Genomic DNA, 24,846 nt, shown 5'->3' with positions numbered 1-24,846 from the left:
TGTGTTGTGTTGCACGGCATGTGCGCTCCCGTTCTTCCTGTCATTCTCGACTTGTCGTTATGTGTCCATTGCAGCTTCTTGAGCTGTAAAAAAACCCCCGGACTTTTCAGTGCGGGGGTTTTTTTGAATTTGTGGTTATTTGTCGCCCACAATCCCCCGCGCGGTACCAATCAGGACCACGATAATCAGGGTAATAAGTGCGTTGAAGCGGGCGTTAATCGTCATTATTTTTTCGTCTTGTTGTGTTGCGTAAATATGGTACGAAACGGTTTGCGTCTCTAGTGTTAACACACCTTTCTGTTAATTGACAAGCAAAAACTCATTCTTTTTTCACATTCCGTCAGCATTTGTACGCGCTATATAACAAGGTTGCTCGATCGTATTCGTGCCGATAACAGGGATGAATGGTTTGTAATCAGTAACAAGGAAGGTTTATGGGCTTAGCCATTATCCACAGCCGTGCCAGTGTCGGGGTGGAAGCGCCGCCGGTGACGGTGGAAGTACACATCAGTAACGGAATGCCGGGTTTCACCTTAGTGGGGTTGCCGGAAACCACCGTCAAAGAAGCCAAAGATCGGGTGCGCAGCGCGATCATCAACTCGCGTTTCGAGTTTCCGGCCAAACGGATCACGGTCAATCTTGCGCCGGCGGATTTGCCCAAAGAGGGCGGCCGTTTTGATCTGCCAATTGCGCTCGGAATACTGGCCGCTTCAGAGCAGCTGCCGCGCACTCGTCTGAACGAGTGCGAGTTTGTCGGCGAGCTGGCGTTATCCGGCGCGCTCCGGCCGGTCAAAGGGGTATTGCCAGCAGCTCTGGCGGCCAAGCATATTGGCCGCGCGCTGATCGTGCCGCATGACAATGGCGATCAGGCGGCGCTGGTGGGGGCCGCACCGCATAAATCGGCGCAGGCGTTGCTAGAGGTGTGTGCGGATCTGTGTGGCCAGCAGGCGCTGGGGTTGCATCGGTCACCTGACCAGGGTGAACGCCGTGCATCCGGACGGGATTTACAGGACATTATCGGCCAGCAACAGGGCAAACGCGCACTGGAAATCGCCGCGGCGGGTAATCACAACCTGCTGTTTCTGGGTCCGCCCGGAACCGGTAAAACCATGTTGGCGTCGCGATTGTGCGATCTGTTGCCGGAGATGAATGATGAAGAGGCGATGGAGACAGCTTCGATCGCCTCCCTTACCCAACAGGAGATCAATCAGCACAACTGGAAACTGCGTCCGTTTCGCGCGCCGCACCATTCCAGTTCGATGGCTGCGTTGGTGGGCGGCGGCTCGGTGCCCCGTCCGGGGGAAATTTCGCTGGCACACAATGGCCTGCTGTTTCTCGACGAGATGCCGGAGTTCGAACGCAAGGTGTTGGATTCGCTGCGTGAGCCGCTGGAATCCGGGGAGATCATCATTTCACGAGCTCAGGGGAAGACCCGCTTTCCGGCCCGTTTTCAGTTGGTGGGGGCGCTCAATCCCAGCCCGACGGGCTACTACGAAGGCAATCAGGCACGGGTCAACCCGCAAATCATCCTGCGTTATCTGAGCCGTCTGTCCGGGCCGCTGCTGGATCGGTTTGATATGTCGATCGAAATTCCGTCCCTGCCACAGGGCACGTTGGCGGAAGGCGGCGATCGCGGTGAGCCGACGGAGGTGGTTCGCGGTCGGGTGGCGCAGGCCAGAACGCAGATGCTCAGCCGCAGCGGGAAAGCCAATGCTTTGCTTGGCAGTCGGGAAATTGAGCGCCACTGCCCGCTGGCGAAAGCCGATGCGCAGTTTCTTGAAAGTGCGCTGCACCGGTTGGGGCTGTCGATTCGAGCTTATCACCGCATCATCAAAGTGGCGCGCACCATTGCGGATCTGGAAGGGACCGAACAGATTGCCCGGCCCCATTTGGCGGAAGCATTGGGATACCGGGCAATGGATCGGCTGCTCAAACAGCTCACCGCGCAGGCGGTGTGAGGATCAGAAGGTGTAGTTGACACCCAGCGAGAGCAAGTATTCCGACGCGTCGTAAAAGTCGAGGTTGGCACTGGTTTCGCTGTAGCCGCCAAGGGCCACCAGTGACCAGTTCTGCCAGCCGAACGGTTGCTGATATTCGTAAGCGGCAAACAGGCTTAGTTCATCTTCGTCGCGCGCGCGGCCGTTGAAGGTGGCAGCGCCATGCTCAAAATCACGTGTGGCGTACCCAGCCGTCAGAGCCAGATTGTGCGCGCCGAACGATTGGAACAGGCTGAGTTCCGCGCCGTATTGGTCATAACTGTTGGCGCGGCCGTCGGCATCAAAGTGGATGTAGGTCGCGGCCGGCATCAGGAACACGCTGCGGCTTAACGGCAGACGATACTGAGCTTTGGCGTAGTAGAGGTCGCCATCGCGTCGCAGGTCGCGGTCGGTGACGTCATCGTGGTCAACGTCTTTCTGGCCGTAGGCAAAGTCCAGCGTCAGAGGCGTGCCGCCGATGTTGTCGAGTTTAAAACGGTAGGCGATGCCGTCCACATCGGTCTCTTTACGCGCGACGTCGGTGGCGTACGGATTGCGCCATACTTCACCAGAGAGAATAGTGGGTAACACGGATACGTCGACGATGGTGCCACCGGGCATTTGATACTTGTACCCCAGTTCAAACGCCAGTGTCCCGACCGCGATGTCTTCACGCGAGGTACCGGCGTAGATCTGTTGCTGGCGGGCGCTGCCGAAGGTATAGGCGACGCTGCCAAGTGGTGCCAGCAGGAAACCACTCTCAGAGCTGGCTTCGTGATCGAGTGAGCGGATGGTTTTGTCGCCGTCGGTATTAAAATTGGAGGTGCTTGAGGTGTAACCGACGTTGAATGCAATTTCGCCGCTCAGGCCTGCTTGTGGGGCCAGCGCTGCGTGAACTGGTAAGGCCAGCACACTCAGTGAAAAGATGGGGATCGCACGCATCATGCGTTAAGCTCCTTGTTTTTGATGATAAATGTCGCAACTGTCTGTTGCATTTGTGCAGGCACGAGCACAATAAAACTAATCAGACCATTGGTCTGGCGATTCCAATGTGAATTGGGCCTTGTATAATTACACGCTGTTTTATTGTTCACATTTCTGGCGCGTTAATCAATCATGTTGGCTTATCTTATCCTGATCCTGAATGTTTTCCTGGTGGCACTGAACTCTGCGGTGTGTTCTGTGGTGATCTGTCTGATTGCAATTTTGAAGCTGCTGATCCCCACACCGGCGCTGAAAGCAAAAGGGACACAGTTGGCCAATCGGGTGATGTGGTTGTGGGCGAGCGTGAATCATGCAGTGCTGAATCTCACCAACCAGATTGAGTGGGACGTTCAGGGACTGGATGGGCTGAAAAAAGATGGCTGGTATCTGCTGATCAGCAACCACCTCAGCTGGACTGACATCGTCGTGCTGTGTGGCGTATTCAAAGATAGCTTGCCGATGCCGAAGTTTTTTCTCAAACAGCAACTGCTCTATGTGCCCTTTATCGGCATGGGTTGCTGGGCTCTGGATATGCCGTTTATGCGCCGCTATTCGCGTGAATATCTGCTGCGTCATCCGGAAAAGCGCGGCCAGGATCTGCTCACCACCCGTCGCTCCTGCGCCAAATTCCGCCACACCCCGACCACGGTGGTGAATTATGTCGAGGGCACCCGTTTTACCGCAGAAAAGCAGGCGGCCAGCCGCGCTGGCTATCAGCATCTGTTGGCGCCGAAATCCGGTGGGATTGCCTACACCCTGGCGGCGATGGGTGAGCAGTTTGATAAGATCATCGACGTCACGCTGGCGTACCCCGACAACCGCGACAAACCGTTTCGCGATGCGCTCATGGGGCGGATGCGAAAAGTGGTGGTGCATGTCAAAGTGCTGCCCGTGGATGAGCAGGTGCAGGGCGACTATTTCAATGACAAACCTTACAAGCGCCAGTTTCAGCACTGGCTGGGGCAGCTATGGCAGGACAAAGACGCCCGGCTGGCGCAGATTTACCGCCGCGCGCCCGACGAATTGCTGTCGAAAGCGCGGTGCACGCAGCAGCCGTAACGGTCGCTGTGAAAAAAACCAGCCACAGCGGCTGGTTTTTTTGTGTCTGCGAATTACTTGAGTGTCAGCAGGTAGTTAACCAGTTCGAAGTATTGGTCAAGTGACTGCAGTCCCTGTGTTTGAACCAGGTACTTGTTGTTAACAATCACGGACGGTACGCCGCGCAGACCCGCGTCCTGGAACTGTTTGTCAGAGCGGCGCACCATCGAGTCGACGGCAAAGCCGTTGAATGCGGCATCGAACTTCTTGCCATCCACACCTTCATCGATGAAGATCTGGCGTAGTTCTGCGGCGTCTTTAGGTGGCTTACGCAGGTTGTGAATGCGGTTGAACATCACTGGCACCATTTTGTCTTCCACGCCGAGAACCACCATGGTCGCGTAGGCTTTGCTCATGGTTTCGCCCATGTTGCCACCCATGAACGAGACGTGATTTTTCTGCAAGGTAGCGTTCGCAGGCAGACGCTGTTTGAGTTGCTGAATGACAGGCTCAAACTCGTTACAGTGCGGACAGTAAAACGAGAAAAACTCGCTCACGGTCGGCTTGGCCGCGGGCTCAAGATTGTCGACCTGGGTGTAGTTGACGCCTTCTTTAAACTGAGCCGCGTGGGCGCTCAGGCTCAACATCAGTGTTGCAGCAAAGGCAAACAGCTTTTTCATTGTGTTCTCCATGATTTCTTGTCTAACGGCTAATAGTGTGGCATCAGAGACAGCGGCGCTTCGCCTAAAGCGGCGATCTGCTCTTTAAACGCCAGGACCTGACTTTCCCAATACTTTGGATCATCAAACCAGGGGAAAGCAATCGGAAATGCGGGATCCTGCCAGCGTTTTGCTAGCCATGCCATGTAATGCACCATTCGTAGACCACGCAATGGCTCGATAAGTTTCAATTCGGCCGGATTGAAATCGCAAAACTCCTGGTACGCGTCCAGAATGACATCCAACTGCATCAGTTTGTCACCGCGCTCGCCACTGAGCAGCATCCACAAGTCCTGCACGGCCGGACCATTGCGGCTGTCGTCTAGATCGACAAACATCGGCCCGTCGCGCCACAGAATGTTACCCGGGTGGCAGTCACCGTGCAGCCGGATAAGCTGAGCATCCGGACGCCAGTGTTGCTCCAGCTCAGTGATCAACAGATCGAGGTCGTTAAAAAACGCCGTTTGCAGATGCGGCGGAATAAACGGCGACTGTTGCAGCAGTGCCCGCGGCTGATAAAGGTATTCGTCCAGGCCGAGGGTCGGGCGGTGCTGGAATGGCTGTCGGCTGCCGACTTTGTGGATCCGGCCGAGAAAGCGCCCAACGCCTTCGAGTTGGTCAAGGTTGTCGACCTCAAACTGACGCCCGCCGACGCTGGCAAACAGCGCAAACAGATACCCCTGGTAGTGATGCAACGTGGCACCGTGTAAGCGTACGGGTGGGGCGACTGGAATGTCGGCTTCCAACAGCTCCTGGGTAAAGTCGTGTTCTTCCTGAATTTGCTCAGGGCTCCAGCGCCCGGGGCGATAGAACTTGACCACAAAACGGCGCCGGTCTTCATCACTGAACTGATAGACGCGGTTTTCGTAGCTGTTGAGCGGCAGAAATCCCGACTCGGCGCGGATGCCGATGCTTTCGAGGGCATACCACATAAAATCCGGAGTCAGGGCGTCAAAATTAAAGGCTTGTTCGGTCATATAAATGCTTGATTGATAAAACTCCCTTAATACTAGCATGAGTTGACCGCTTTCCGGTGGGCAATAAAAAAGGCTCATTGCTGAGCCTTAATTGAGCGGGTTAGAGCTTCTTAATAAAGCGGCTTTCCACTTCGGTGGTAAAGTCCTGTTCATCTGACAGCACAAACTGAATGGTGGCGATCGGTTTGCTCAGGCTGTCCGGGTTGACCCCGAGGCTCATTGGCAGGTTGTACACTTCACCGGGCTGGACTTGCACGGTTTGTTTACCATACCAGGAGACATCACTTAACCCTTTCACGCTGAGTTGATACTCCTGCAGCTGCTGGGTCTTATTGATGATTTTCAGCGTGTAGGTGTTTTCTACTTCGCCGGCGCCGTTCATGCGGAACAACTGGTTGCGGTCTCGCAGTACGCTCAGGCCCGCTGGATCGACACTGGCGACTTGAGCAAAGAACAGACCGATCATCAGCACCATGACGGCGCCGTAGCCAAGCAGTTTTGGCCGCATGACCTTGGTGTGTTTACCGCCCAGGCGATGTTCGGTGGTGTAGCTGATCAGCCCTTTGGCGTACCCCATCCGCTCCATGGTGTTGTCACAGGCATCAATACAGGCACCACAGTTGATGCACTCGTATTGCAGTCCATCGCGGATATCGATCCCAGTTGGGCAGACCTGCACACACAGATCGCAGTCAATACAGTCGCCCAGTCCGAGCGCTTTGGGATCGGCTTTGCGCGGACGGGGACCGCGTTGCTCGCCGCGTTGGTTGTCATAACCGACGATGAAGGTGTCTTTGTCGAACATGGCGGACTGGAAACGGGCGTAAGGACACATGTGGATGCACATGATAGAGCGCATCCAGCCGGCGTTCCCATAGGTACAAGCGGCAAAAAACAGGATCCAGAAAACCGGCCAGAAGCTGGCGCTGAGGGTAAAGAAATTGATCACCAAATCCCGCATTGGCACGAAGTAGCCGACAAAGGTGAACCCGGTGGCGAGAGCAATCCCCAGCCAGGCTGCGTGTTTGGCGGTTTTGCGCAGTGCCAGATTGGCGGTGAGTTTGCCTGCGTCCTGTTTACGGCGTTTGTTGGCACTGCCTTCGAGCTTTTCCTCGAACCAGATGTACATGAAGGTCCACACCGTCTGCGGGCACAGATAGCCACACCACACCCGGCCGAGGAAAGTGGTGATAAAGAACAGGCCGAAAGCGGCAATCATAAACAGCAGCGCCAGCAGGGTCAGATCCTGCGGGTAAAGGGTGGTACCGAAAAAGTTGAACTGCTGATTGCCGATGTCCAGCAAAATCGCCTGGCGATCGCCGTATGGAATCCAGGGAATGGCAGCAAACAGTACCAGCAAAAACCAGCCACCGTAGCGGCGCAATTGTTGATAGGTGCCTTTGCTCTCGCGGACATAGATGCGGTTGCCGGGATTAAACCTGTCCTGGTTCCCTTTGTGGGTCTTGGGATTAAAGGTTTTGGGCGTCACATCTTTGATGTCGATTTTATCCTGACTCATTACGCTTCCTTCTTGAGCTCTGGGCGAAATTTCTGCCGATTCCGCTCCGGTGACATGGCTTCAGTGCCGCGGCGCTAAAATCAGCCCGGGCTTTAAATATTTTAGTAAATTCTTATGGACGGCGATTATACAACCAATAACAATTTCATTTCTTTAACGCTATCAACCTTTAACAACAAAGATCGCTACAGTTTTGGCAATAAATCTCCGATCAGATGGCAACAAGGCGACCCGAGGTCGCCTTGTCAGTCAATCAGTTTTCGTGGTCAATCGATGATCCCGCGAGCGCGCAAAATCGCGGTTTTGAAATCGTCTTCTTGGTCTTTTTTCAGCCCTGGAATCATCTCGTTTTTGCCGCTGTTGCGCATTTTCAGGTGATAGATGAGCACGTCATCGGTCAGTGCCTCAAGCGGGCCCTGATAACCGGCTTCAGCGGCCAGTTTGGCGATGAATTGCATCAAATTGAGTTCCTGATCTTTGAGCCATTCGGGTTGCAACAGCTCAACCAGTTCTTCGATACGATGGCATTGCATAACGTTCTCCACACAATTTATAGGTCTTTGTCGTAAGGTATCAGATCCGGCGAGGAACACCAACTATGGGGAGGAGCGAGACGGACGGGCAATAAAAAAGCGCAGTGGAAGCTGCGCTTTTGACTTATGCCGCTTTAACGACTTTATTTGGCGCAGGGGCTGCAAGCGCAGTCTGCTCAACTAAAGTCATCGCAGGCGCTGTTTTTTTGCTAGTCGGAGCAGCCGCGAAACCACTACGACGACGCATTGCACTGCGGTTTGTTTGCGAGAACCTGACGGTTGTTGGGCGCATTAACTTACCTAACTGTCAGGCATATCCATTGCCAAATGAATGGCCTGGCTGACCATGAGTTGGGCTTCAAACACGTTGAAGTTTGGCTCTTTCTGGCGTTCGCCGATCCAATTAATCAGCCAGGAATAATGATATGCATGCATATCGCGAATAGATTAGCAGCTTCCGTTGAATTGATCGACATTTAATCAATCCATTTGGTGTATATACCCGGGCGACGTCCGGGTGTATGTTGGTGATCTCATCCGGGAGCCTGTCACTTTCGGATTTGAGTTTCAGGGAAAAGACAGATTACTATGGGCCTTATTCAAGGAGGTGTGTATGTCGTTTTTCAAGAAAACCCTCGCCAGTTTTGGTATCGGCTCAGCGAAAGTCGACTCGGTGCTGCGCCAGGAAGTGTTGTATCCGGGGCAGACGGTCAACATCACCATTCATGTGTATGGTGGTGCGTCACAACAGGAGATCGACAACATTGAGCTCAAATTGTGCTGCCGTTACATCGACGAGGAGCCGCTCAACCGGGAAAACGGCGGCGGTCAGATGCAGCGGGTCAAACGCACGCACCAATTGGCGCACTGGAGCCTGCCGTACGCGTTTACCATTCATCCGGGTGAGACACGCGATTTTGAGGTCGAGCTGGATGTACCGTGGAACACACCCGTCACCATCGGAGATGCCAAAGTGTGGCTGGAAACCGGGCTCGATATTGCGATGGCGGTCGACCCGAGTGACAAAGACATGTTAACCGTGCGCCCGGATCCACTGATCGACGGTATTTTTACTGAGCTGGAAGCGCAGGGGCTGCGGATTCGTCAGGTGGAGTGTGAGGCCGCCAAAGGTTTTGCGCTGCCGTTTGTGCAGGAGTTTGAGTTTGTGCCGACCACCGGGCCGTATCATGGCCGCTGGCGGGAATTGGAAATTGTGGCTTATCGCGAGGAGGACGAGCTGAAGCTGTGGTTTGAAATCGATCGTAACCGCAGCGGCGGACGGGGTCTGATGGCATCCTTGCTGGGCTCGAATCAGCTCAAACGCCAGTTGAGTATTGCCGCTGGCACCGAGCCCGATCAAGCGGGTAAGCAGGTTCTGGCGTTTCTTGAACAGACGTCGTAACCGTAATTTCAAACTTTAAGCTTACAGGTGTTCGCTTAATATGCCATACTCTGGAGCATGTTTTTTAGACTCCAGAGTAAGGCTTAAAATGTCATCCAACCACACGGCGTACAGCCTACGAGAAGAGATTGCCAATGCCGTCACTCACGGGATCGGCATGGTTCTCGGCATCGTCGGTCTGGTGTTGCTGCTGCTTAAATCGCTGGAGATGGACGCCGACGCGCTGACCATCACCAGCATGAGTATTTACGGCGGCAGCATGATCGTGCTGTTTCTGGCGTCGACTCTGTATCATGCAATCCCGCATCAAAGCGCCAAGCGGGCGCTGAAAACCTTCGATCACTGTGCCATTTATCTGCTGATCGCCGGCAGTTATACCCCGTTCCTGTTAGTCAGTCTGCGCACGCCGCTGGCGATTGGGCTGATGATCGTGATCTGGAGTATCGCTCTGGTAGGGATCGTGATGAAGCTGGCGTTTGTCTATCGCTTTAAACGTTTGTCCCTGCTTACCTATCTGCTGATGGGATGGTTATCCCTGGTGGTGATTTATCAACTGGCGCTTAATCTGGATGTGGGTGGCCTGACTTTGCTGGCCGCTGGCGGGATCATCTATTCGCTGGGGGTGGTTTTTTATGTGGCCAAGCGCATCCCGTTTAACCACGCCATCTGGCATGGGTTTGTGCTGGCGGGCTGCGCCTGTCACTTTTTGGCCATTTATTTCTACGTTGTCCCGATTTAACGGGTCGTCACTTCCACGATTTTCGCACTGATTTGATACTGCTCAGCCTGAGGCACCTTGAGCTTGATGAGGCGACCGTCAGCCGATTGTCTCGGACGCAGGTAGGTGTCTGCCATGCGTTTGATGGACTGCCACACCGACAGGGTCTCGGTCGTCAATACCTGCCCGTTGGCATCGGCGATCACCAGATCGAGATTGATTAAAATCACCGACTGCGAGATTTGCTGGTTGGTGATGGACGTCGGAATCACCAGCTGCCCGTCTTGATACTGGGCGGCGCCCAGCAGCACATTCACGCCGGAATCGGACAACTGCAGTGTCGGCTTGTCTGCGCCTGGGGTCACCAGCGTCCCGACGTGGCGGTCGGCAAGCGGAATGGCTTTGGCCGTCACCAGGTTGGCGGCTGGGGTTGCCTCAGCCACACTGGCCGAGGTGGCGATCGCGGCGGCGGCCACTGGTGTGGCGTCGGTTGGCGCCGTGTCCTTGACCATATACTGCCAGGTAAAATCATCGTTGAGTCGGACCTGACGGCCATCCTCGAGTGTGACGACCTGAGCCGCCAAGGTTGAAGTGCTGGCGATCAGGCCAGTCAGAGCAATCCAGTGTTTCATGATTGGGTTCCTTAACGTTTCCAGAAGGCCGGAAAAAACAGCACCAGCAAGGTGAGAATCTCCAGTCGTCCCATTAACATGCCGAGGCTGAGTAGCCATTTCGCCGCATCCGGCAGCGGGGCAAAGTTGCCAGTCGGGCCAATCACTGGCCCCATACCCGGGCCGACATTGGCCACCGCAGTGATTGAGCCGGAAATACTGGTGATCGGATCCAGGCCCATGGCACTCAATCCGCCGGCAATCACAATGATGGTCATAAAATACGTCAGACCGAACGCCACCACTGAACGGATAATATCTTCATTCACCGGGCGCTGATTGTAACGCTGTACAAATACGCCCGATGGGTGGATCAGTTTCATCATCTGTTTGTGCAGCATGCTGGTGGCGATCTGAAAGCGGAAGATTTTGATCCCGCCGGACGTCGAGCCGGAGCAGGCGCCGACCATCATCAGAAACGCAAACATGGTGGTCGGCAGTGCACCCCAGGCGGTAAAGTCGCCCAGGCCATAGCCTGTGGTGGTCAGCACCGATACGATATTAAACATGGCGACGCGCAGCGCATCCAGCACGGTATAACCATCGCGCAGACACAGCCAGGCGGCGACGATCAGGCTGGCGGTAAGAAACAGATAGGCAAAACCGCGCACCTGGGCATCGTTGAACAACAGCTGAGGTTTGCGTTTGCGCAGCGCAGCAACAAACAGCAGAAACGGCAATCCTCCCAGGAACATAAACAAAGTGCCAATCCAGTGTGCGCCTTTGGAGAAGTGGTTCATCGAGCCATCGGAGGTCGAATACCCGCCGGTTGAGAGCGTAGTAAAGGCGTGATTGATCGCCTCAAACGGGGTCATGCCGGTCAGCAGATACCCCAGCATGCACAGCAGCGTCAGGATCAGGTACACCGCGACGATATTTTTTGCCACGGTTTTGGCCCGTGGACTGCTTTTGTCGGACCAGTCGGACGATTCGGTCTGGAACAGTCGCATCCCCCCGACGTTCAGCATTGGCAGGATCGCCACCGCCATAACGATAAAGCCGACCCCACCAAGCCATTGCAGAATCGAGCGCCACAGCAGAATGCTCGGCGCCATATTGTCCAGACCACTGAGTACTGTCGAACCGGTGGTGGTAATGCCGGACATGGTTTCAAAATAGGCGTCGGTAAAGCTGATGTGGTTGATAAAGACGAACGGCAGCGCCGCAAAGGCACTGGCAATGGTCCACACCAGGCTGGTGATCAGAAACATGTCGCGCACGCTGAGCTTAAACTGAGCCGTGCGCCCAACCGACAGACAGATAAACGCCGCCAGGTGGGTGATGATCACCGCCTGACCAAAGTCGATAAAACCGTCGGTGCCTGTGATAAATGCCACCAGTGTCGGCACATACATAAACAGGGCCAGTTTCGAGAGCACCAGCCCGATGACAAACAGAACGGGACGAAAGTTGACCATGCCACCGACCTACAGGAAGAAGGGACTTGGCTGGAACAGGGCTTCCACGTCCGGAACGTATTTTTTGTCGACCAGGAACATCACCACATGATCGTCTTGTTCAATCACGGTCCGGTCGTGGGCGATCAACACTTCATCGCCCCGTACAATTGCTCCGATGGTGGTGCCGGGAGGGAGTTTGATGTCGCCGATGGCCCGGCCAACCACTTTGGAGGTGGTTTCATCGCCGTGGGCAATGGCTTCGATCGCTTCGGCCGCGCCGCGGCGCAGCGAGGAAACGTTGACGATGTCGGCGCGGCGAACATGAGTCAGTAGGGCGGAAATGGTCGCCTGTTGGGGAGAAATCGCGACGTCAATCACGCCACCTTGCACCAGATCGACATAAGCACCACGCTGGATAAGCACCATTACTTTCTTGGCGCCCATGCGCTTGGCCAGCATGGCCGACATGATGTTAGTCTCGTCTTCGTTGGTCAGGGCGATAAAGACATCCACCTGATCGATGTTTTCTTCGGTCAGTAATTCTTGATCGGCCGCATCGCCACAAAAAACAATGGTGTTCTCCAGCTCTTCAGACAACTGCTCCGCGCGCTGATAATTACGCTCGATCAGTTTAATGCTGTACGTCTGTTCAAGGCGGCGCGACAAACTGGCACCGATGTTACCACCGCCGACGATCATGATGCGGCGATACGGTTTTTCCAGCCGTTGCAGCTCACTCATGACCGAACGGATGTGGTTACTGGCCGCAACAAAGAACACTTCGTCATCGGCTTCGATGATGGTGGTGCCTTGCGGACGGATAGGCCGTCCCTGACGAAAAATCGCCGCCACCCGGGTATCGATGTGTGGCATGTGTTCGCGCAGCGCAGACAGGGCGTTACCCACCAGCGGGCCACCGTAATAGGCTTTCACCGCCACCAGACTGACTTTCTGATCGGCAAAACTGACCACCTGCAGCGCGCCCGGATACTGGATCAGTCGTTCAATGTAGCTGGTCACCAGCTCTTCAGGGGCAATCAGGTGATCGACCGGTACCGCCCCCGACTGGAACAAGGCCTCTTTTTCGGCCAGATATTCGGGGGAGCGGATGCGAGCGACCCGGTTAGGGGTGTTAAACAGAGAAAACGCCACCTGACAGGCGGCCATGTTAGCCTCATCGGTGTTGGTGACGGCCACCAGCATGTCGGCATCCTGAGCGCCGGCTTCACGCAACACATCTGGATGGCTGGCGTGGCCGTTCACGACCCGTAAATCGTATTTGTCTTGCAACTCGCGCAGGCGATCGCTGTTTTGATCGACGATGGTGATGTCGTTGTTTTCACCGACCAGGTTTTCCGCCAGAGTACCACCGACCTGACCTGCACCAAGAATGATGATTTTCATATGGTTTTCTCTTGTTTACCACTGAATAGCGGCCACATTGGGCCGCTGAATATGTCCTGTTGTTACGCCGCCTTGGTCAGGACGGCGTAATAAAATCCGTCCATGTCCTCTTCGCCAGGCAGGATTTGACGTCCGGGCTGTTCGGGATCTGAGCCCAGCAATGTTGCGTCTGCGGTACGGGCAAGAAACGCTTTCACCTGTTGGCTGTTCTCTTGTGGAGTGATCGAACAGGTGGCGTAAACCAGCGTACCACCGGGCTTCAACTGCTGCCACATCGCATCCAGGATCTCACTTTGCAGTGCGGCCAGTGCCTCGATATCGTCAGCGCGGCGCAACCATTTGATGTCCGGGTGACGACGAATGACGCCCGTCGCGGAACACGGCGCATCGAGTAGAATGCGATCAAACTGTTCTCCTTGCCACCACTGTTGCGGATTTCGTGCGTCGCCGCAAATAACCTGTGCTTCAAGCTTGAGGCGTTTGAGGTTCTCGTGCACCCGTTTAAGACGGGTGTCATCGCAGTCAATCGCCACCACTTGAGCCTGGCTGTGTTCGAGAATATGGGCCGTTTTGCCACCCGGAGCTGCACAGCAGTCGAGGATCAGCTCGCCGTTCTCTGGGGTGAGATAGTTCACCGACAATTGCGCCGCCGCATCTTGCACCGACACCCAGCCCTGTTCAAAACCAGGCAGAGTGAACACGTCGCGCGGAGCGGCCAGTTTGATGGCATCCTGCGCTTGTGGGTGCAGGGTGTATTCGATCTGTTCCTGCTCCAGCAATGTCAGGTATTCGTCCCGGCTGTGATGCTGGCGGTTGACCCGTAGCCACATCGGAGCTTTGCTGTTGTTGGCGTCGACGATGTCTTGCCATTGCTGCGGGTAGGCGTGTTGCAACAGTTTAAGCAGCCAGCCCGGGTGACCGTATTTGCCCGCATCATGGCTGATCGCCAACGCATCCAACTGCTCTTGATTGCGCTGATAGTTACGCAAAACCGCGTTGATCAGGCCACGCAGGCGTGGGCCTTTGAGTGCTTTGGTCCCTTCGACGGTTTCACCAACAGCGGCGTGTTCCGGGATACGCATAAAGCTCAGTTGGTAAATGCCAACCAGGATCAGGTGATGAAACACTCGTTGTTTGCCTTTGAGCGGCTTATCCATCAGCTCACCCGCGATCGATTCCAATCGGGGCAGGTAACGCAATGCGCCGTAACAGATCTCTTGCAATAAAGCGTGGTCACGGGGTTTGATGGTCTGCTGGGCAGCGGGAAGGGCGGTGGACAGAGACTGGCCTTTATCAACTACCTGAAACAGGACGTTGGCGGCGGCAGCACGAACATTCATAGGGTCACCATAAAAACAGGAGGGCATCTCTGCCCTCAAAAAAGTTCTGATCAATAAAAAGTTAGTTTTGCTCTGGCGAGCTCAGGCGTGTGCCGACTTCAAACCAGTTGGCCCGGGCATTGAGAATGTCCTGCACTGGCAGGGTTTTTTTACCCGGAATTTGCAACTGCTCCAGCACCAGTGTGCCCTGGCCGGTGGCAACCTGAATGCCGTGTTTGTCGGCGCGAAGAATCGTCCCGGCTGGCTGCTCACTGTGTTGTGGCTCAACGCGACTTTGCCATACTTTGATGCTGTTGCCTTCGGCTTCAAAGTGGCTCATCGGCCAAGGATTGAAAGCACGCACGCAGCGTTCAATATGCTCAGCGCTGTCATGCCAGTTGATACGCGCTTCTTCTTTGCTGAGTTTTTTGGCGTAGTTGGCCAGCGTTTCATCTTGTTGGGTGGCAACCGCACGACCGGCTGCGATGTCGCTCAGGCAGTTCGTCAGTGCTTGCGGGCCGAGCACGGCCAGCTTGTCATACATGGAAGCACTGGTGTCGTGATTTTCGATCGGCAACGTGGCGGTCAACAGCATGTCGCCGGTGTCCAGGCCGATGTCCATCTGCATGATGGTGACGCCGGTTTCGGCATCGCCGGCCCAGATCGAGCGCTGGATGGGCGCCGCGCCGCGCCAGCGGGGCAAAATGGAGCCGTGGACGTTGATGCAGCCCAGTTTGGGGGTATCGAGCACCACTTGTGGCAGTAGCATGCCATAGGCGACCACCACCATGATGTCCGCGTTCAGCGCCGCCAGCTCCTGCTGGGCCTGTTCGGACTTGAGGCTTTCCGGTTGGTAAACGGGCAGGTTGTGTTCCAGTGCCAGCTGTTTGACCGGTGGCGCCGCCAGCTTTTTACCACGGCCTGCTGGGCGATCCGGGTTGGTGTACACTGCGATGACGTCGTGCTCCGAAGACAACAACGCCGCCAGATGACGGGCGGCGAAGTCCGGAGTACCAGCGAAGACAATTCGTAATGGCTTGCTCAAGATCTGGCTCCTGTCAGTGTGATTAAGCGTTTTGTTGCTTGTCGTTAAAGCGTTTAATTTTGGCCAGCTTGTCCTGAATGCGTTTGCGTTTCAGCGGTGACAGGTAGTCGACAAACAGCTTGCCCATCAGGTGGTCGAGTTCGTGCTGAACACAAATGGCCAGCAGATCGTCCGCCTCAAAGGTGTACTCTTCGCCCTCGCGGTTCAGGGCTCGGACCGTTACTTCTGCCGCGCGGGGAACCAGAGCACGTGCGCCAGGGACAGACAGACAGCCTTCTTCAATGCCGTCTTCGCCGCGTTTTTCCAGAATTTCTGGGTTGATCAACACCATTGGCTGATCGCGGGTCTCTGAAATATCGATCACGACGATGCGCTGGTGGATGTCCACCTGAGTGGCCGCCAGACCAATACCTTCTTCGTCGTACATGGTTTCCAACATGTCATCGACGATTTTTTGAATCTCAGGAGTCACTTGCTCTACTGGCTTCGCGACAGTACGCAGGCGATCATCCGGGAATGTTAATACTTGTAATACAGACATATACACTCGAATTGTTGAACTGTGCCGAATCAGGCTAAACCTCGTTGGCTCAATTCTAGACATTTTACCACCCAAATGACAGCATTCCGGCGTGATTAATCCTTCCTCTATTCCTATCAAGACCAAGGAAATCAGGTCATGTTGCGACTTTTTCGTTACTTTTCCCTTATCTGGCTGGGGCTGACCATTATCACCTGGCCTGTGATGGCGGACGAGCCGTTATCGCCACCGGATACTATTCAGATAGTCACAGTCCGTCCTCAGGTACGAGTGCTTCCGGTGGCGAGCCGTGGCGATGGACTGGCCGATGCGCCGCCTGAGTGGGGCACGGCCCGGCTGCTGAGTGCGGATCAGTTTGCCGCGGCGCCTTTGGTGGTCGGCGGCAGTGAGGCACGTGATTACTTAACCAGTGCGCATGTGATTGCGCTGGCAGGGCAGCATACCGAATTGCACTGGTCGATTTGGCGGCCGATGCAGCGTGTCGCGTTCGCTGAGGCCGAGGCCGAGGTCGTGGCGCTGCGTCAGGTGGCCAACGCGCGACTGACGGCATCGCACACCGCGTTCAGTGTGCTGCAACTTGGATGGCTGCAACAGGAAGTGCGTGCGGGGGACATTGCACTGCCCTTTCGCACCGCATCGCGCTTGCAGCCAGGACAAAGTGTGCAGATGAACCCCGACGTGGTGATCGTCAGCAGCCTTGACGGGCGGCGTTATCTGGACGCTGGGCAATGGCTGATACTTCGTCAACAAGAGGGAACGACCTTACAAGCCGGCCAGCGGCTAGGATTGTCTCAACCGGGGGCCCAATTGGATGAACTGGCATGGACGCTGCCCGAACGTGCCATCGGGCAGTTGATGGTCACTCAGGTCAAATCCCCCTTTGCTTTGGCGCTGATCACCGACAGTGTGGCGCCGGTTAGTCAGGCGACACGGGTGGTTGCATGGTAACCGTGAGTGATGCTGAGCTGTTGGCTTGGCTGACTCTGACCGCGGTGCCCAAACTGGGTAGCCGTGGCCTGAGTCATCTGCTGGCCAGAGCCAGTCCGCAGGCACTGGTGAACCTTTGCTCGGCAGAGCTGGCCACGCTGGGGCTGAGTCCGGAGCAAATCCGCTTTTTACACCACCAGGCACCGGCGATCGCACTGTCGTGCCTGGAGTGGCGAGCACAAAGTGCAGACCGGCATATTTTGACCAGTCAGTGCGTGGCGTATCCGGCGCTGCTGAAACAGGTTCCGTCACCGCCTCCCCAGCTGTTTGTGTCGGGCAGGCTGGCCTGTTTGGCTGAGCCTCAATTGGCGATGGTGGGAAGCCGTAATGCCAGTGTGGACGGGCTGGCATGCGCCAAAGCCTTTGCCACGGAGTTCAGTCGGCATGGACTGGTTGTCACCAGCGGGCTGGCGCTTGGCATCGACGGGCATGCGCACGATGGTGCTTTATTGGGCGGTGGTGAGACGGTGGCGGTGCTTGGCAGTGGTCTACAACACCTTTATCCGGCCCGGCATCGAAAACTGGCCGAGCGTATCCGTGAGCAAGGTGCGCTGGTGTCGGAGTTTCGTCCGGATGCCAAACCTCGCGCTGAGCATTTTCCGCGCCGTAACCGGATCATTAGCGGTTTGTCGGTTGGGGTGCTGGTGGTGGAAGCCGCAGAAAAAAGTGGCTCTTTGATCACGGCACGCTATGCGGCCGAGCAGGGCCGGGATGTGTTTGCCTTGCCGGGATCGATTCACAGCCCGACCAGTCGCGGTGGTAACCAACTGATAAAAAACGGTGCTTGCCTTGTGCAAAGTGCAAAAGACGTCTTAGATGAAATAGAGAACCTGGTAAACTGGTCTGTGTCTCAAAGCCCGTACCCACAGCCGGCGCTGTTTACGCAAAATGACAGCAGAGAAGAATTGCCATTTGCCGAGCTGTTAGCTAACGTAGGGAATGAGGCGACACCAGTTGATATTCTTGCAAACAGGACCAATATACCTGTGCATGAAGTCATGATGCAGCTCCTGGAGCTAGAGCTCTCAGGGCACGTTGTTGCAGTTACAGGTGGCTATATTCGTAAGGGGAGGGGCTAGCTATGATGATGGACATACTGATGTATTTGTTCGAAACCTACATCCATAGCGATGCAGAGTTACAGGTGGACCAGGACGAACTGGAAGAAGAACTGCTTCGTGCCGGGTTTCACCAGAAAGATATTTATAAGGCTCTCCAATGGTTAGAGGATTTGGCCGCGTTGCAACAGAGCGATACGCATTCTGCGATCGCCACCAGTGCTGCAACATCGTCGCGTATTTATACGCCGAAAGAGATGGAGCGTCTGGATCTGGAGTGCCGGGGTTTTCTTCTGTTCCTGGAGCAAATTAAAGTGTTGACCAGTGAAACCCGCGAGATGGTGATTGACCGGGTGATGGGATTGGAAACCCACGAGTTTGAGCTGGATGACCTCAAATGGATCATTCTGATGGTGCTGTTCAATGTACCGGGGAACGAAAATGCCTATACGCTAATGGAAGAGCTGTTGTACACCAAAGAGCAGGGTATTCTGCACTGAGTTCTTCGCCTTGCTATGAGTAACAAAATCGACGACAAACTGTTTTCCGCCCATGAACATGCACTGGAGCACGAGCCGTGCCCGGTCTGTGGTGGAAAATTGCAATTGCGCCATGGAAAACATGGCGCCTTTCTTGGCTGCTCGCATTACCCGGCTTGTGATTACCTCCGTCCGTTGCACCAGAATGATGGGCACATTGTTAAAGAACTGGGTGTGCCGTGTCCTGAGTGCGGCAGTGAACTGGTTCTGCGGCAGGGACGTTACGGGATGTTCATTGGCTGCAGTGCCTACCCTCAATGTCACCATATTGAATCTCCAGACAAACCTCCGCAGGCGGAGTCAGCGCAGTTTGGTTGTCCAGAGTGTGGCAAGGGGCATCTGGTGGAGCGCAAAACTCGTTTCGGTAAGCTGTTCTACGCCTGTGACCATTACCCGAAATGCAAATTTGCTGTGAACCAACCGCCATTGGCGGGAGTTTGCGAGGTGTGCCATTACCCGCTGCTAGTTGAGAAGAAACTGGCCAGTGGTGTACGGCGACAGTGTGCCAATCGGAAGTGCCAGCACCTACAGCATGAAGCATAAAAAACGGCGCCGAAAGCGCCGTTTTTTTACTGCCGTTTGTTGGCAAACGCATGGACCGCCGGATAGTGCTCCGGATCGAGTACATCCGCCAGCGCACACAGGCTGCGTTGCAGCTCACCACTGTAATCACCACACACATTAATGTGGCCCATTTTGCGTCCTGCGCGTTGCACTTTACCGTACCAGTGTACGTGCACACCCGGCATGGCCAGCAGGGCATCTGGAACCTGATCCTGACCAAGAATGTTAATCATGGCGGTTTCGCGGATCAGTTTGGTGCTGCCAAGTGGCAGGCCACACACTGCACGCAGATGGTTTTCAAACTGACAGGTTTCCGCACCTTGTTGGGTCCAGTGGCCGGAGTTGTGTACGCGTGGCGCAATTTCATTCACCAGCAGTGCCCCCCCGACATCAAAGAACTCCAGTGCCAGCACCCCAACGTAGTTTAGACTGTCGGCCACGGCACGGAACATCTGCTTGGCCTCTGCCTGAAGCTCCGGGGCATCAATGGCGGTGGACAGGCTCAATACGCCATCGACATGCACGTTTTCCGCCAGCGGGTACACCGCGATGTCTCCATTTTTGCTGCGGGCGCCCACTAAGGAAACTTCGCGATCAAAGGCGACAAACTCTTCGGCAACAATGGCTTGCTGGTCTGAGGCGGCCAGAGCCTGCGCCATTTCCGCCCAGACTGCCTCAGCGTGCTGCCTATCTTTCAGTCGCCACTGACCTTTGCCATCGTAGCCGCCCAATGCGGTTTTGAGTACCATCGGCACACCCACTTCAGCAATCGCTGCATCAAAATCGGCGCGTTGGGTGATCACGGCGTATTTGGCATTGCGTACGCCAGCGGTGTCCAGTAGCGCCTTTTCCAGGCGTCGATCGCCGCCTGCTTTGATCGCTTGCGTGGTTGGCAGAAACTTTCCGCTGCGCTCACACGCATCCAGCACCGCATGGGGAATGTGTTCAAACTCAGCGGTGATCACATCTGCTTGTTCGATGGCGTTGCCCAGGCCATGACCCAGTATGGTTTGAGTCAGTGGATGGACGATGTTTTCGCTGACCACATCAAAGGCGGTGATCTGTATGTTGAGTGGCGCTCCGGCCAGTGACATCATACGTGCCAGTTGTCCGGCACCCAGTACCAGTACGTGCATGGTGTTACTCTCCGGCCGGGTTCGGGTTCGCCAGTACCGTTTCGGTCTGCGCGCTGCGGAACGCTTCCACTTTGGCCATGACAGCGTCATCAAAGGTACCGATTATCTGGGCCGCTAGCAGGCCAGCGTTCGCCGCACCGGCTTCACCAATCGCCAATGTGCCGACCGCGATGCCTTTGGGCATCTGTACAATCGAATAGAGGGAGTCGAGACCGGACAGCGCACGCGACTGAACCGGCACACCCAGAACCGGTAAACTGGTAAAGGCGGCCGTCATGCCTGGCAGGTGAGCTGCGCCACCGGCCCCTGCGATGATCACTTTCAGGCCACGTTGTTTGGCGCTGGTGGCATAGTCGGCCAGCAGGTGCGGGGTGCGGTGGGCGGAAACCACTTTGGTTTCGTACGCCACGCCGAACTGATCGAGCATTTCTGCTGCAAGTTTCATTGTTGGCCAGTCTGACTGAGACCCCATGATGATACCGACTTTCATCTCTAACTCCTTCGTGCTGCAAATCTAGGTGATGTCTCTCGTGGTTTCCACGAGTTGCGTGCGCATTATACGGGGATTTTTCTCTCAGGCAAACGTTTGCGCCGAGGTGGTTCGGCTGATTGATACATTCTATAAATAAATTGCTTTAGTCAGCGCCAGCGATTGTTTGTACACTTAGCGCAAATCAACGCAAGTAGAGAAAGGAAGTTAAGGTGGATAACTTTGAACAAGCACTGAATGCACTCCGCCAGGGGGAAGTGATTGCTTACCCGACCGAGGGGGTTTTCGGTGTGGGGTGTGATCCGGATAACCCGGAAGCGATTGCCAAATTGCTCAAACTGAAGCAGCGCCCGGTAGAAAAAGGCCTGATTTTGATCGCCGCCAGTTACGACCAATTACTGCCGTACATTGATGAATCCCAGCTCACTGCGGAGCAACTGGACAAGGTTCACGCCACATGGCCCGGGCCTGTGACGTGGATTATGCCATGCAGCGATAAAGTGTCGGATTGGGTATCGGGTCAGTTTGATTCAATTGCAGTGCGTGTGACGGATCATCCTTTGGTGCAAAAAATGTGTGATGCGTTTGGAAAACCGTTAACCTCTACCAGCGCGAATCTGAGCGGTCAGCCGCCGTGCATGACCACAGAAGAAGTTGAGCAACAACTGGGCGAGCAACTGGTGGCAATTCTGCACGGAGAAACGGGCGGCCGTGACAAACCGAGTGAGATTCGTGACGCAAAAACATCGCAAATATTAAGACAGGGTTAACCCTGCGCAGTCGTAAAGGAAGGTAAAAAGATGTCAGCCATAGATAAACAGGCAGTGAAGCAGTTTCTGATCGAGCTGCAAGATTCGATTTGTCAGCAATTAGAGCAGGTAGACGGCCACGCTGTGTTTGTCGAAGATGCCTGGCATCGTGAGCCGGGAGAGCGACTGGGCGGTGGTGGTCGGACCCGGGTGATGAAAAATGGTGCGGTGTTTGAGCAAGGCGGCGTTAACTTTTCCCACGTTGCGGGTCAGCAGATGCCGGCTTCGGCAACCGCCCATCGTCCGGAGTTGGCGGGGCGCCGGTTCGAAGCGATGGGCGTGTCGTTGGTGATGCACCCCAACAATCCCTATGTGCCGACCTCACACGCCAACGTACGTTTCTTTATTGCTGAAAAAGAAGGCGAAGATCCGATCTGGTGGTTTGGCGGCGGCTTCGATTTAACGCCATTCTATCCCTTCGAACAAGACTGCCACTCCTGGCACGACACGGCCAAAGCACTGTGTGCACCGTTTGGCGATGAGGTGTACGCGGAGCACAAAGCCTGGTGTGATAACTATTTCTTCCTGCCGCACCGCGATGAGACCCGTGGAATTGGCGGTCTGTTTTTTGATGATTTGAATCAGTGGCCGTTTGAGACCTGTTTTGCGTACATCAAAGCTGTCGGGGAAGGGTACGCCGAAGCGTATCTCCCAATTGTGCAGCGGCGCAAAGACACACCATATGGTGAACGTGAGCGCGAGTTTCAGCTTTATCGTCGTGGCCGCTACGTGGAATTTAACCTGGTGTACGATCGGGGGACCCTGTTTGGCTTGCAAAGTGGGGGCCGGACCGAGTCTATCTTGATGTCAATGCCGCCTTTGGCGCGGTGGGAATATCGTTATCAGGTTGAGCCTGGCAGCGCTGAAGCTGAACTCTATGAGCATTACCTCAAGCCACGCGCCTGGTAAGACTTTCTTCTGTATAGGGTTAGTGATAGGGTCATTGGGTAACAATGACCCTTTTCGTTTTGTGGCAGGAACACAATGATTCAACCAGTTGACCGCTATGCCGTATTTGGCAATCCGATCGGACACAGTAAATCTCCGTTTATTCATACCCTGTTTGCCCGTCAGACGAACCAGCCATTAACCTACACGGCTGAGTTAGTGCCAGTGGATGGCTTTATGGATGCGGCGCGTCAGTTTTTTGCCAGCGGAGGCAAGGGGTGTAATGTCACTGTGCCATTTAAAGAAGACGCCGTGCAGTTTGCTACTCGTCTTACTGAACGTGCGCAGCTGGCCGGTGCCGTGAACACGCTGAAGAAACTTGATGATGGCGGCATTTTAGGTGACAACACCGATGGCGAAGGCTTGGTTCAGGACTTGTTGCAGTATCAGGTGCCTCTGCAAGGGGCCCGTATTTTGCTCATCGGGGCCGGCGGTGCGGCACGTGGTGTGCTCAAGCCTTTGCTTGACCAACATCCGGCTGAGATCGTCATCACCAATCGTACCCTTGCCAAAGCCGAACAGCTGGCCACGCTGTTTTCTCACTATGGTGCGATCAAGGCCGTGGCCATGAAAGAGATAGACCAGGGGTTTGATGTGGTGATCAATTCGACCTCCGCGAGCCTGAGCGGTGAGCTGCCGGCCGTTTCGGCGGCCATCTTTACCCCCAGCACTTACGCGTACGATATGATGTATGGCGCGGGTAAAACCGCCTTTAATCAATGGGCGAGTGATAATGGGGCGGTGGCGGCTTATGATGGTTTGGGGATGCTGGTGGGACAAGCAGCAGAAAGCTTTATGTTGTGGCGCGGTTTGCGTCCTGGCACCCGGCAAATTTTACGTGAATTAAGAAAGAACCTGGAAGGTCAGTAATGAATCAGTCAATCTTGTTTCCGGACGTACAGAACTGGGACGAAGAGCGCCAGGCGGTTGTCTTCCCGGCTCAGCAGTCGGGCGCGTTGATCGAGTGCATTGTGGCCGCTAGTGAGTTGGCCAAGTTATCCGGTCAGCCTGTCTGTGGAGCACAACAGGCAGTTGACGCGTTTACCGGGCTGCGCTTTGATTTGGAAGAGTTGGCCGAAGCTTTGATCGAAGATGAAGAGTTCAATCCGTTCGGCCAGATCGAGATCATCAGTTGATGACGGTGACTTGAGTCAGATAGTCATTTTTATTCTGTACATAGTTATCGGCGGATTTCTGTAAGAAGGCGCGTTCCTTATCACTGAGTGGACGTGCTTGTTTGACCGGGCTGCCCACATACAGGTAGCCACTCTCCAGACGCTTTCCCGGAGGCACCAGACTTCCGGCCCCGACCATAACGTCCTCTTCTATTATTACCCCGTCCAGGATGATAGCGCCCATCCCGACCAATACCCGGTCAGCAATGGTACAACCGTGTAACATAACTTTATGGCCGATAGTGACATCATTGCCAATGATCAGAGGATAACCGTCTGGGTTCTCACTATTCTTATGCGTGACATGCAGGACGCTGCCATCCTGAACATTTGTGCGTTGGCCAATTCGGATCTGATTAACGTCACCACGGGCGGCAACGAACGGCCAGATACTGCTGTCGTCGCCGATAGTAATGTCACCGACCAACACAGAGCTTGAGTCGATGTAAACATGGGCGCCTATTTGGGGAGCAATTCCTTTGTAGCTGCGCAAAGCACTCATAATTTCTCCTTATATAGAGGTAAGAATGGCATTTTTGACTATGAAGAATGATGAAAATGACGAGCTTTGCATAGAAAATACGCAAACAATAAAAAAATCAAAAAAAACGCGAAAAAGGGCTTGCCAACGTGACGGCGATCTCTATAATGCCCCCTCGCTGACACGGGAACGCTTCGAAAGAAACAGAGCCGGGTGAGCAGGTCAATTAGCCAAGCGGAAATGCTTGAAAAAAGTTTGAAAAAAGTGGTTGACACTAAACTTTATCTCGCTAAAATGACCGCCTCTTCCGAAGTGATGCAAGTCACAAAGAAGAACAGCTCTTTAACAATATAAACCTATCAATCTGTGTGGGCACTCGTTGATGATAATCCAAATTGATGTTTCGACATCAA

Annotated in this window: 26 protein-coding genes; 12 read left to right on the top strand and 14 right to left on the bottom strand. The window is 54.8% G+C overall.

Annotated features, from left to right (window positions below):
* The first annotated feature begins 434 nt into the window (after positions 1 to 434).
* Positions 435 to 1,958: a YifB family Mg chelatase-like AAA ATPase gene (locus CAG64_RS12170; RefSeq protein ID WP_021707002.1), complete on the top strand. Its 1,524-nt coding sequence runs from the start codon at positions 435 to 437 to the stop codon at positions 1,956 to 1,958.
* A 3-nt stretch (positions 1,959 to 1,961) separates the two neighbouring features.
* On the opposite strand, the gene CAG64_RS12165 is transcribed toward CAG64_RS12170, so the two are convergent.
* Complete coding sequence (locus CAG64_RS12165) at positions 1,962 to 2,921, bottom strand: DUF2860 domain-containing protein (protein WP_021707001.1); 960 nt, start codon at positions 2,919 to 2,921, stop codon at positions 1,962 to 1,964.
* Positions 2,922 to 3,092: 171 nt separating this feature from the next.
* Between CAG64_RS12165 and CAG64_RS12160 the strand changes: the two genes are divergently transcribed.
* Positions 3,093 to 4,019: an acyltransferase gene (locus CAG64_RS12160; protein ID WP_161488689.1), complete on the top strand. Its 927-nt coding sequence runs from the start codon at positions 3,093 to 3,095 to the stop codon at positions 4,017 to 4,019.
* Between the two features lie 53 nt (positions 4,020 to 4,072).
* Here the strand turns inward: CAG64_RS12160 and CAG64_RS12155 are convergent, their stop codons facing one another.
* The 4 genes from CAG64_RS12155 to CAG64_RS12140 form a co-directional block, all read right to left on the bottom strand.
* Positions 4,073 to 4,678, bottom strand: coding sequence for a thiol:disulfide interchange protein DsbA/DsbL (locus CAG64_RS12155; RefSeq protein WP_021706999.1), 606 nt, complete (start codon positions 4,676 to 4,678; stop codon positions 4,073 to 4,075).
* Positions 4,679 to 4,707: 29 nt separating this feature from the next.
* Positions 4,708 to 5,694, bottom strand: coding sequence for a serine/threonine protein kinase (locus CAG64_RS12150; RefSeq protein ID WP_040903143.1), 987 nt, complete (start codon positions 5,692 to 5,694; stop codon positions 4,708 to 4,710).
* Between the two features lie 100 nt (positions 5,695 to 5,794).
* Positions 5,795 to 7,213, bottom strand: a complete 1,419-nt coding sequence (gene ccoG, locus CAG64_RS12145) for a cytochrome c oxidase accessory protein CcoG (protein WP_161454352.1) — start codon at positions 7,211 to 7,213, stop codon at positions 5,795 to 5,797.
* 266 nt (positions 7,214 to 7,479) lie between these two features.
* Positions 7,480 to 7,746 (bottom strand): YihD family protein, encoded by a 267-nt coding sequence (locus CAG64_RS12140; protein WP_021706996.1) that lies wholly within the window; start codon positions 7,744 to 7,746, stop codon positions 7,480 to 7,482.
* A 613-nt stretch (positions 7,747 to 8,359) separates the two neighbouring features.
* Between CAG64_RS12140 and CAG64_RS12135 the strand changes: the two genes are divergently transcribed.
* Both CAG64_RS12135 and trhA read left to right on the top strand, forming a co-directional pair.
* On the top strand, positions 8,360 to 9,148 hold the full coding sequence (locus tag CAG64_RS12135; RefSeq protein WP_161454517.1) for a sporulation protein: 789 nt from the start codon (positions 8,360 to 8,362) through the stop codon (positions 9,146 to 9,148).
* Between the two features lie 88 nt (positions 9,149 to 9,236).
* Positions 9,237 to 9,887, top strand: coding sequence for a PAQR family membrane homeostasis protein TrhA (gene trhA, locus CAG64_RS12130; RefSeq protein ID WP_161488690.1), 651 nt, complete (start codon positions 9,237 to 9,239; stop codon positions 9,885 to 9,887).
* Here trhA and CAG64_RS12125 read toward each other — a convergent pair.
* The 6 genes from CAG64_RS12125 to def all read right to left on the bottom strand — a co-directional run bounded on the left by CAG64_RS12125 (position 9,884) and on the right by def (position 16,246).
* Positions 9,884 to 10,498 carry a DUF3157 family protein gene (locus CAG64_RS12125; RefSeq protein WP_161488691.1) on the bottom strand — a complete coding sequence of 205 codons (615 nt, stop codon included), beginning with the start codon at positions 10,496 to 10,498 and terminating at the stop codon, positions 9,884 to 9,886. The genes trhA and CAG64_RS12125 overlap by 4 nt on opposite strands.
* Before the next feature lie 11 nt (positions 10,499 to 10,509).
* On the bottom strand, positions 10,510 to 11,955 hold the full coding sequence (locus CAG64_RS12120) for a TrkH family potassium uptake protein (protein WP_021706992.1): 1,446 nt from the start codon (positions 11,953 to 11,955) through the stop codon (positions 10,510 to 10,512).
* A gap of 9 nt (positions 11,956 to 11,964) precedes the next feature.
* The gene (trkA, locus tag CAG64_RS12115) at positions 11,965 to 13,341 is read right to left on the bottom strand and encodes a Trk system potassium transporter TrkA (RefSeq protein WP_021706991.1); all 1,377 of its coding nucleotides are present in this window, start codon (positions 13,339 to 13,341) and stop codon (positions 11,965 to 11,967) included.
* Positions 13,342 to 13,403: 62 nt separating this feature from the next.
* Positions 13,404 to 14,681 (bottom strand): 16S rRNA (cytosine(967)-C(5))-methyltransferase RsmB, encoded by a 1,278-nt coding sequence (rsmB, locus tag CAG64_RS12110; protein ID WP_161488692.1) that lies wholly within the window; start codon positions 14,679 to 14,681, stop codon positions 13,404 to 13,406.
* Between the two features lie 61 nt (positions 14,682 to 14,742).
* Positions 14,743 to 15,705, bottom strand: a complete 963-nt coding sequence (gene fmt / locus CAG64_RS12105) for a methionyl-tRNA formyltransferase (protein WP_161488693.1) — start codon at positions 15,703 to 15,705, stop codon at positions 14,743 to 14,745.
* 22 nt (positions 15,706 to 15,727) lie between these two features.
* A complete protein-coding gene (gene def / locus CAG64_RS12100) occupies positions 15,728 to 16,246 on the bottom strand; it encodes a peptide deformylase (RefSeq protein WP_237668248.1) in 519 nt (172 codons plus the stop codon).
* Positions 16,247 to 16,384: 138 nt separating this feature from the next.
* Here def and CAG64_RS12095 point away from each other — a divergent pair, with 138 nt between their 5' ends.
* Genes CAG64_RS12095 through CAG64_RS12080 form a run of 4 tightly spaced genes read left to right on the top strand, consistent with a single transcriptional unit; the run spans position 16,385 to position 19,373 of the window.
* Positions 16,385 to 17,194 (top strand): hypothetical protein, encoded by an 810-nt coding sequence (locus CAG64_RS12095; protein WP_161488694.1) that lies wholly within the window; start codon positions 16,385 to 16,387, stop codon positions 17,192 to 17,194.
* Positions 17,195 to 17,196: 2 nt separating this feature from the next.
* Positions 17,197 to 18,312, top strand: a complete 1,116-nt coding sequence (dprA, locus tag CAG64_RS12090; protein ID WP_161488698.1) for a DNA-processing protein DprA — start codon at positions 17,197 to 17,199, stop codon at positions 18,310 to 18,312.
* Between the two features lie 2 nt (positions 18,313 to 18,314).
* Positions 18,315 to 18,791, top strand: a complete 477-nt coding sequence (locus CAG64_RS12085; RefSeq protein WP_021706985.1) for a DUF494 family protein — start codon at positions 18,315 to 18,317, stop codon at positions 18,789 to 18,791.
* A gap of 15 nt (positions 18,792 to 18,806) precedes the next feature.
* On the top strand, positions 18,807 to 19,373 hold the full coding sequence (locus CAG64_RS12080) for a DNA topoisomerase family protein (RefSeq protein ID WP_161488695.1): 567 nt from the start codon (positions 18,807 to 18,809) through the stop codon (positions 19,371 to 19,373).
* Between the two features lie 26 nt (positions 19,374 to 19,399).
* On the opposite strand, the gene CAG64_RS12075 is transcribed toward CAG64_RS12080, so the two are convergent.
* Both CAG64_RS12075 and purE read right to left on the bottom strand, forming a co-directional pair.
* The gene (locus tag CAG64_RS12075) at positions 19,400 to 20,530 is read right to left on the bottom strand and encodes a 5-(carboxyamino)imidazole ribonucleotide synthase (protein WP_161488696.1); all 1,131 of its coding nucleotides are present in this window, start codon (positions 20,528 to 20,530) and stop codon (positions 19,400 to 19,402) included.
* 4 nt (positions 20,531 to 20,534) lie between these two features.
* A complete protein-coding gene (gene purE, locus CAG64_RS12070) occupies positions 20,535 to 21,020 on the bottom strand; it encodes a 5-(carboxyamino)imidazole ribonucleotide mutase (RefSeq protein WP_021706982.1) in 486 nt (161 codons plus the stop codon).
* A 212-nt stretch (positions 21,021 to 21,232) separates the two neighbouring features.
* Between purE and CAG64_RS12065 the strand changes: the two genes are divergently transcribed.
* From CAG64_RS12065 to CAG64_RS12050, 4 genes are all read left to right on the top strand, one after another.
* Positions 21,233 to 21,790 carry an L-threonylcarbamoyladenylate synthase gene (locus CAG64_RS12065; RefSeq protein WP_161454524.1) on the top strand — a complete coding sequence of 186 codons (558 nt, stop codon included), beginning with the start codon at positions 21,233 to 21,235 and terminating at the stop codon, positions 21,788 to 21,790.
* 30 nt (positions 21,791 to 21,820) lie between these two features.
* Positions 21,821 to 22,738 (top strand): oxygen-dependent coproporphyrinogen oxidase, encoded by a 918-nt coding sequence (hemF, locus tag CAG64_RS12060; protein ID WP_161454525.1) that lies wholly within the window; start codon positions 21,821 to 21,823, stop codon positions 22,736 to 22,738.
* Between the two features lie 75 nt (positions 22,739 to 22,813).
* Complete coding sequence (gene aroE / locus CAG64_RS12055) at positions 22,814 to 23,647, top strand: shikimate dehydrogenase (RefSeq protein WP_161454526.1); 834 nt, start codon at positions 22,814 to 22,816, stop codon at positions 23,645 to 23,647.
* Entirely contained in the window at positions 23,647 to 23,913 is a 267-nt protein-coding gene (locus CAG64_RS12050; protein WP_161454527.1) for a DUF1488 domain-containing protein, read from the top strand. The genes aroE and CAG64_RS12050 overlap by 1 nt, the downstream gene beginning before the upstream one ends.
* Here CAG64_RS12050 and CAG64_RS12045 read toward each other — a convergent pair.
* Positions 23,906 to 24,454, bottom strand: a complete 549-nt coding sequence (locus CAG64_RS12045; protein WP_021706977.1) for a gamma carbonic anhydrase family protein — start codon at positions 24,452 to 24,454, stop codon at positions 23,906 to 23,908. The two genes, CAG64_RS12050 and CAG64_RS12045, sit on opposite strands and share 8 nt — an antisense overlap.
* Positions 24,455 to 24,846 lie beyond the last annotated feature (392 nt).

Origin of the sequence: Vibrio sp. V38_P2S17PM301 (assembly GCF_009904845.1) — a bacterium.
Taxonomy (GTDB): domain Bacteria; phylum Pseudomonadota; class Gammaproteobacteria; order Enterobacterales; family Vibrionaceae; genus Vibrio; species Vibrio proteolyticus.
This window is presented reverse-complemented; position numbering and strand designations above follow the sequence as displayed.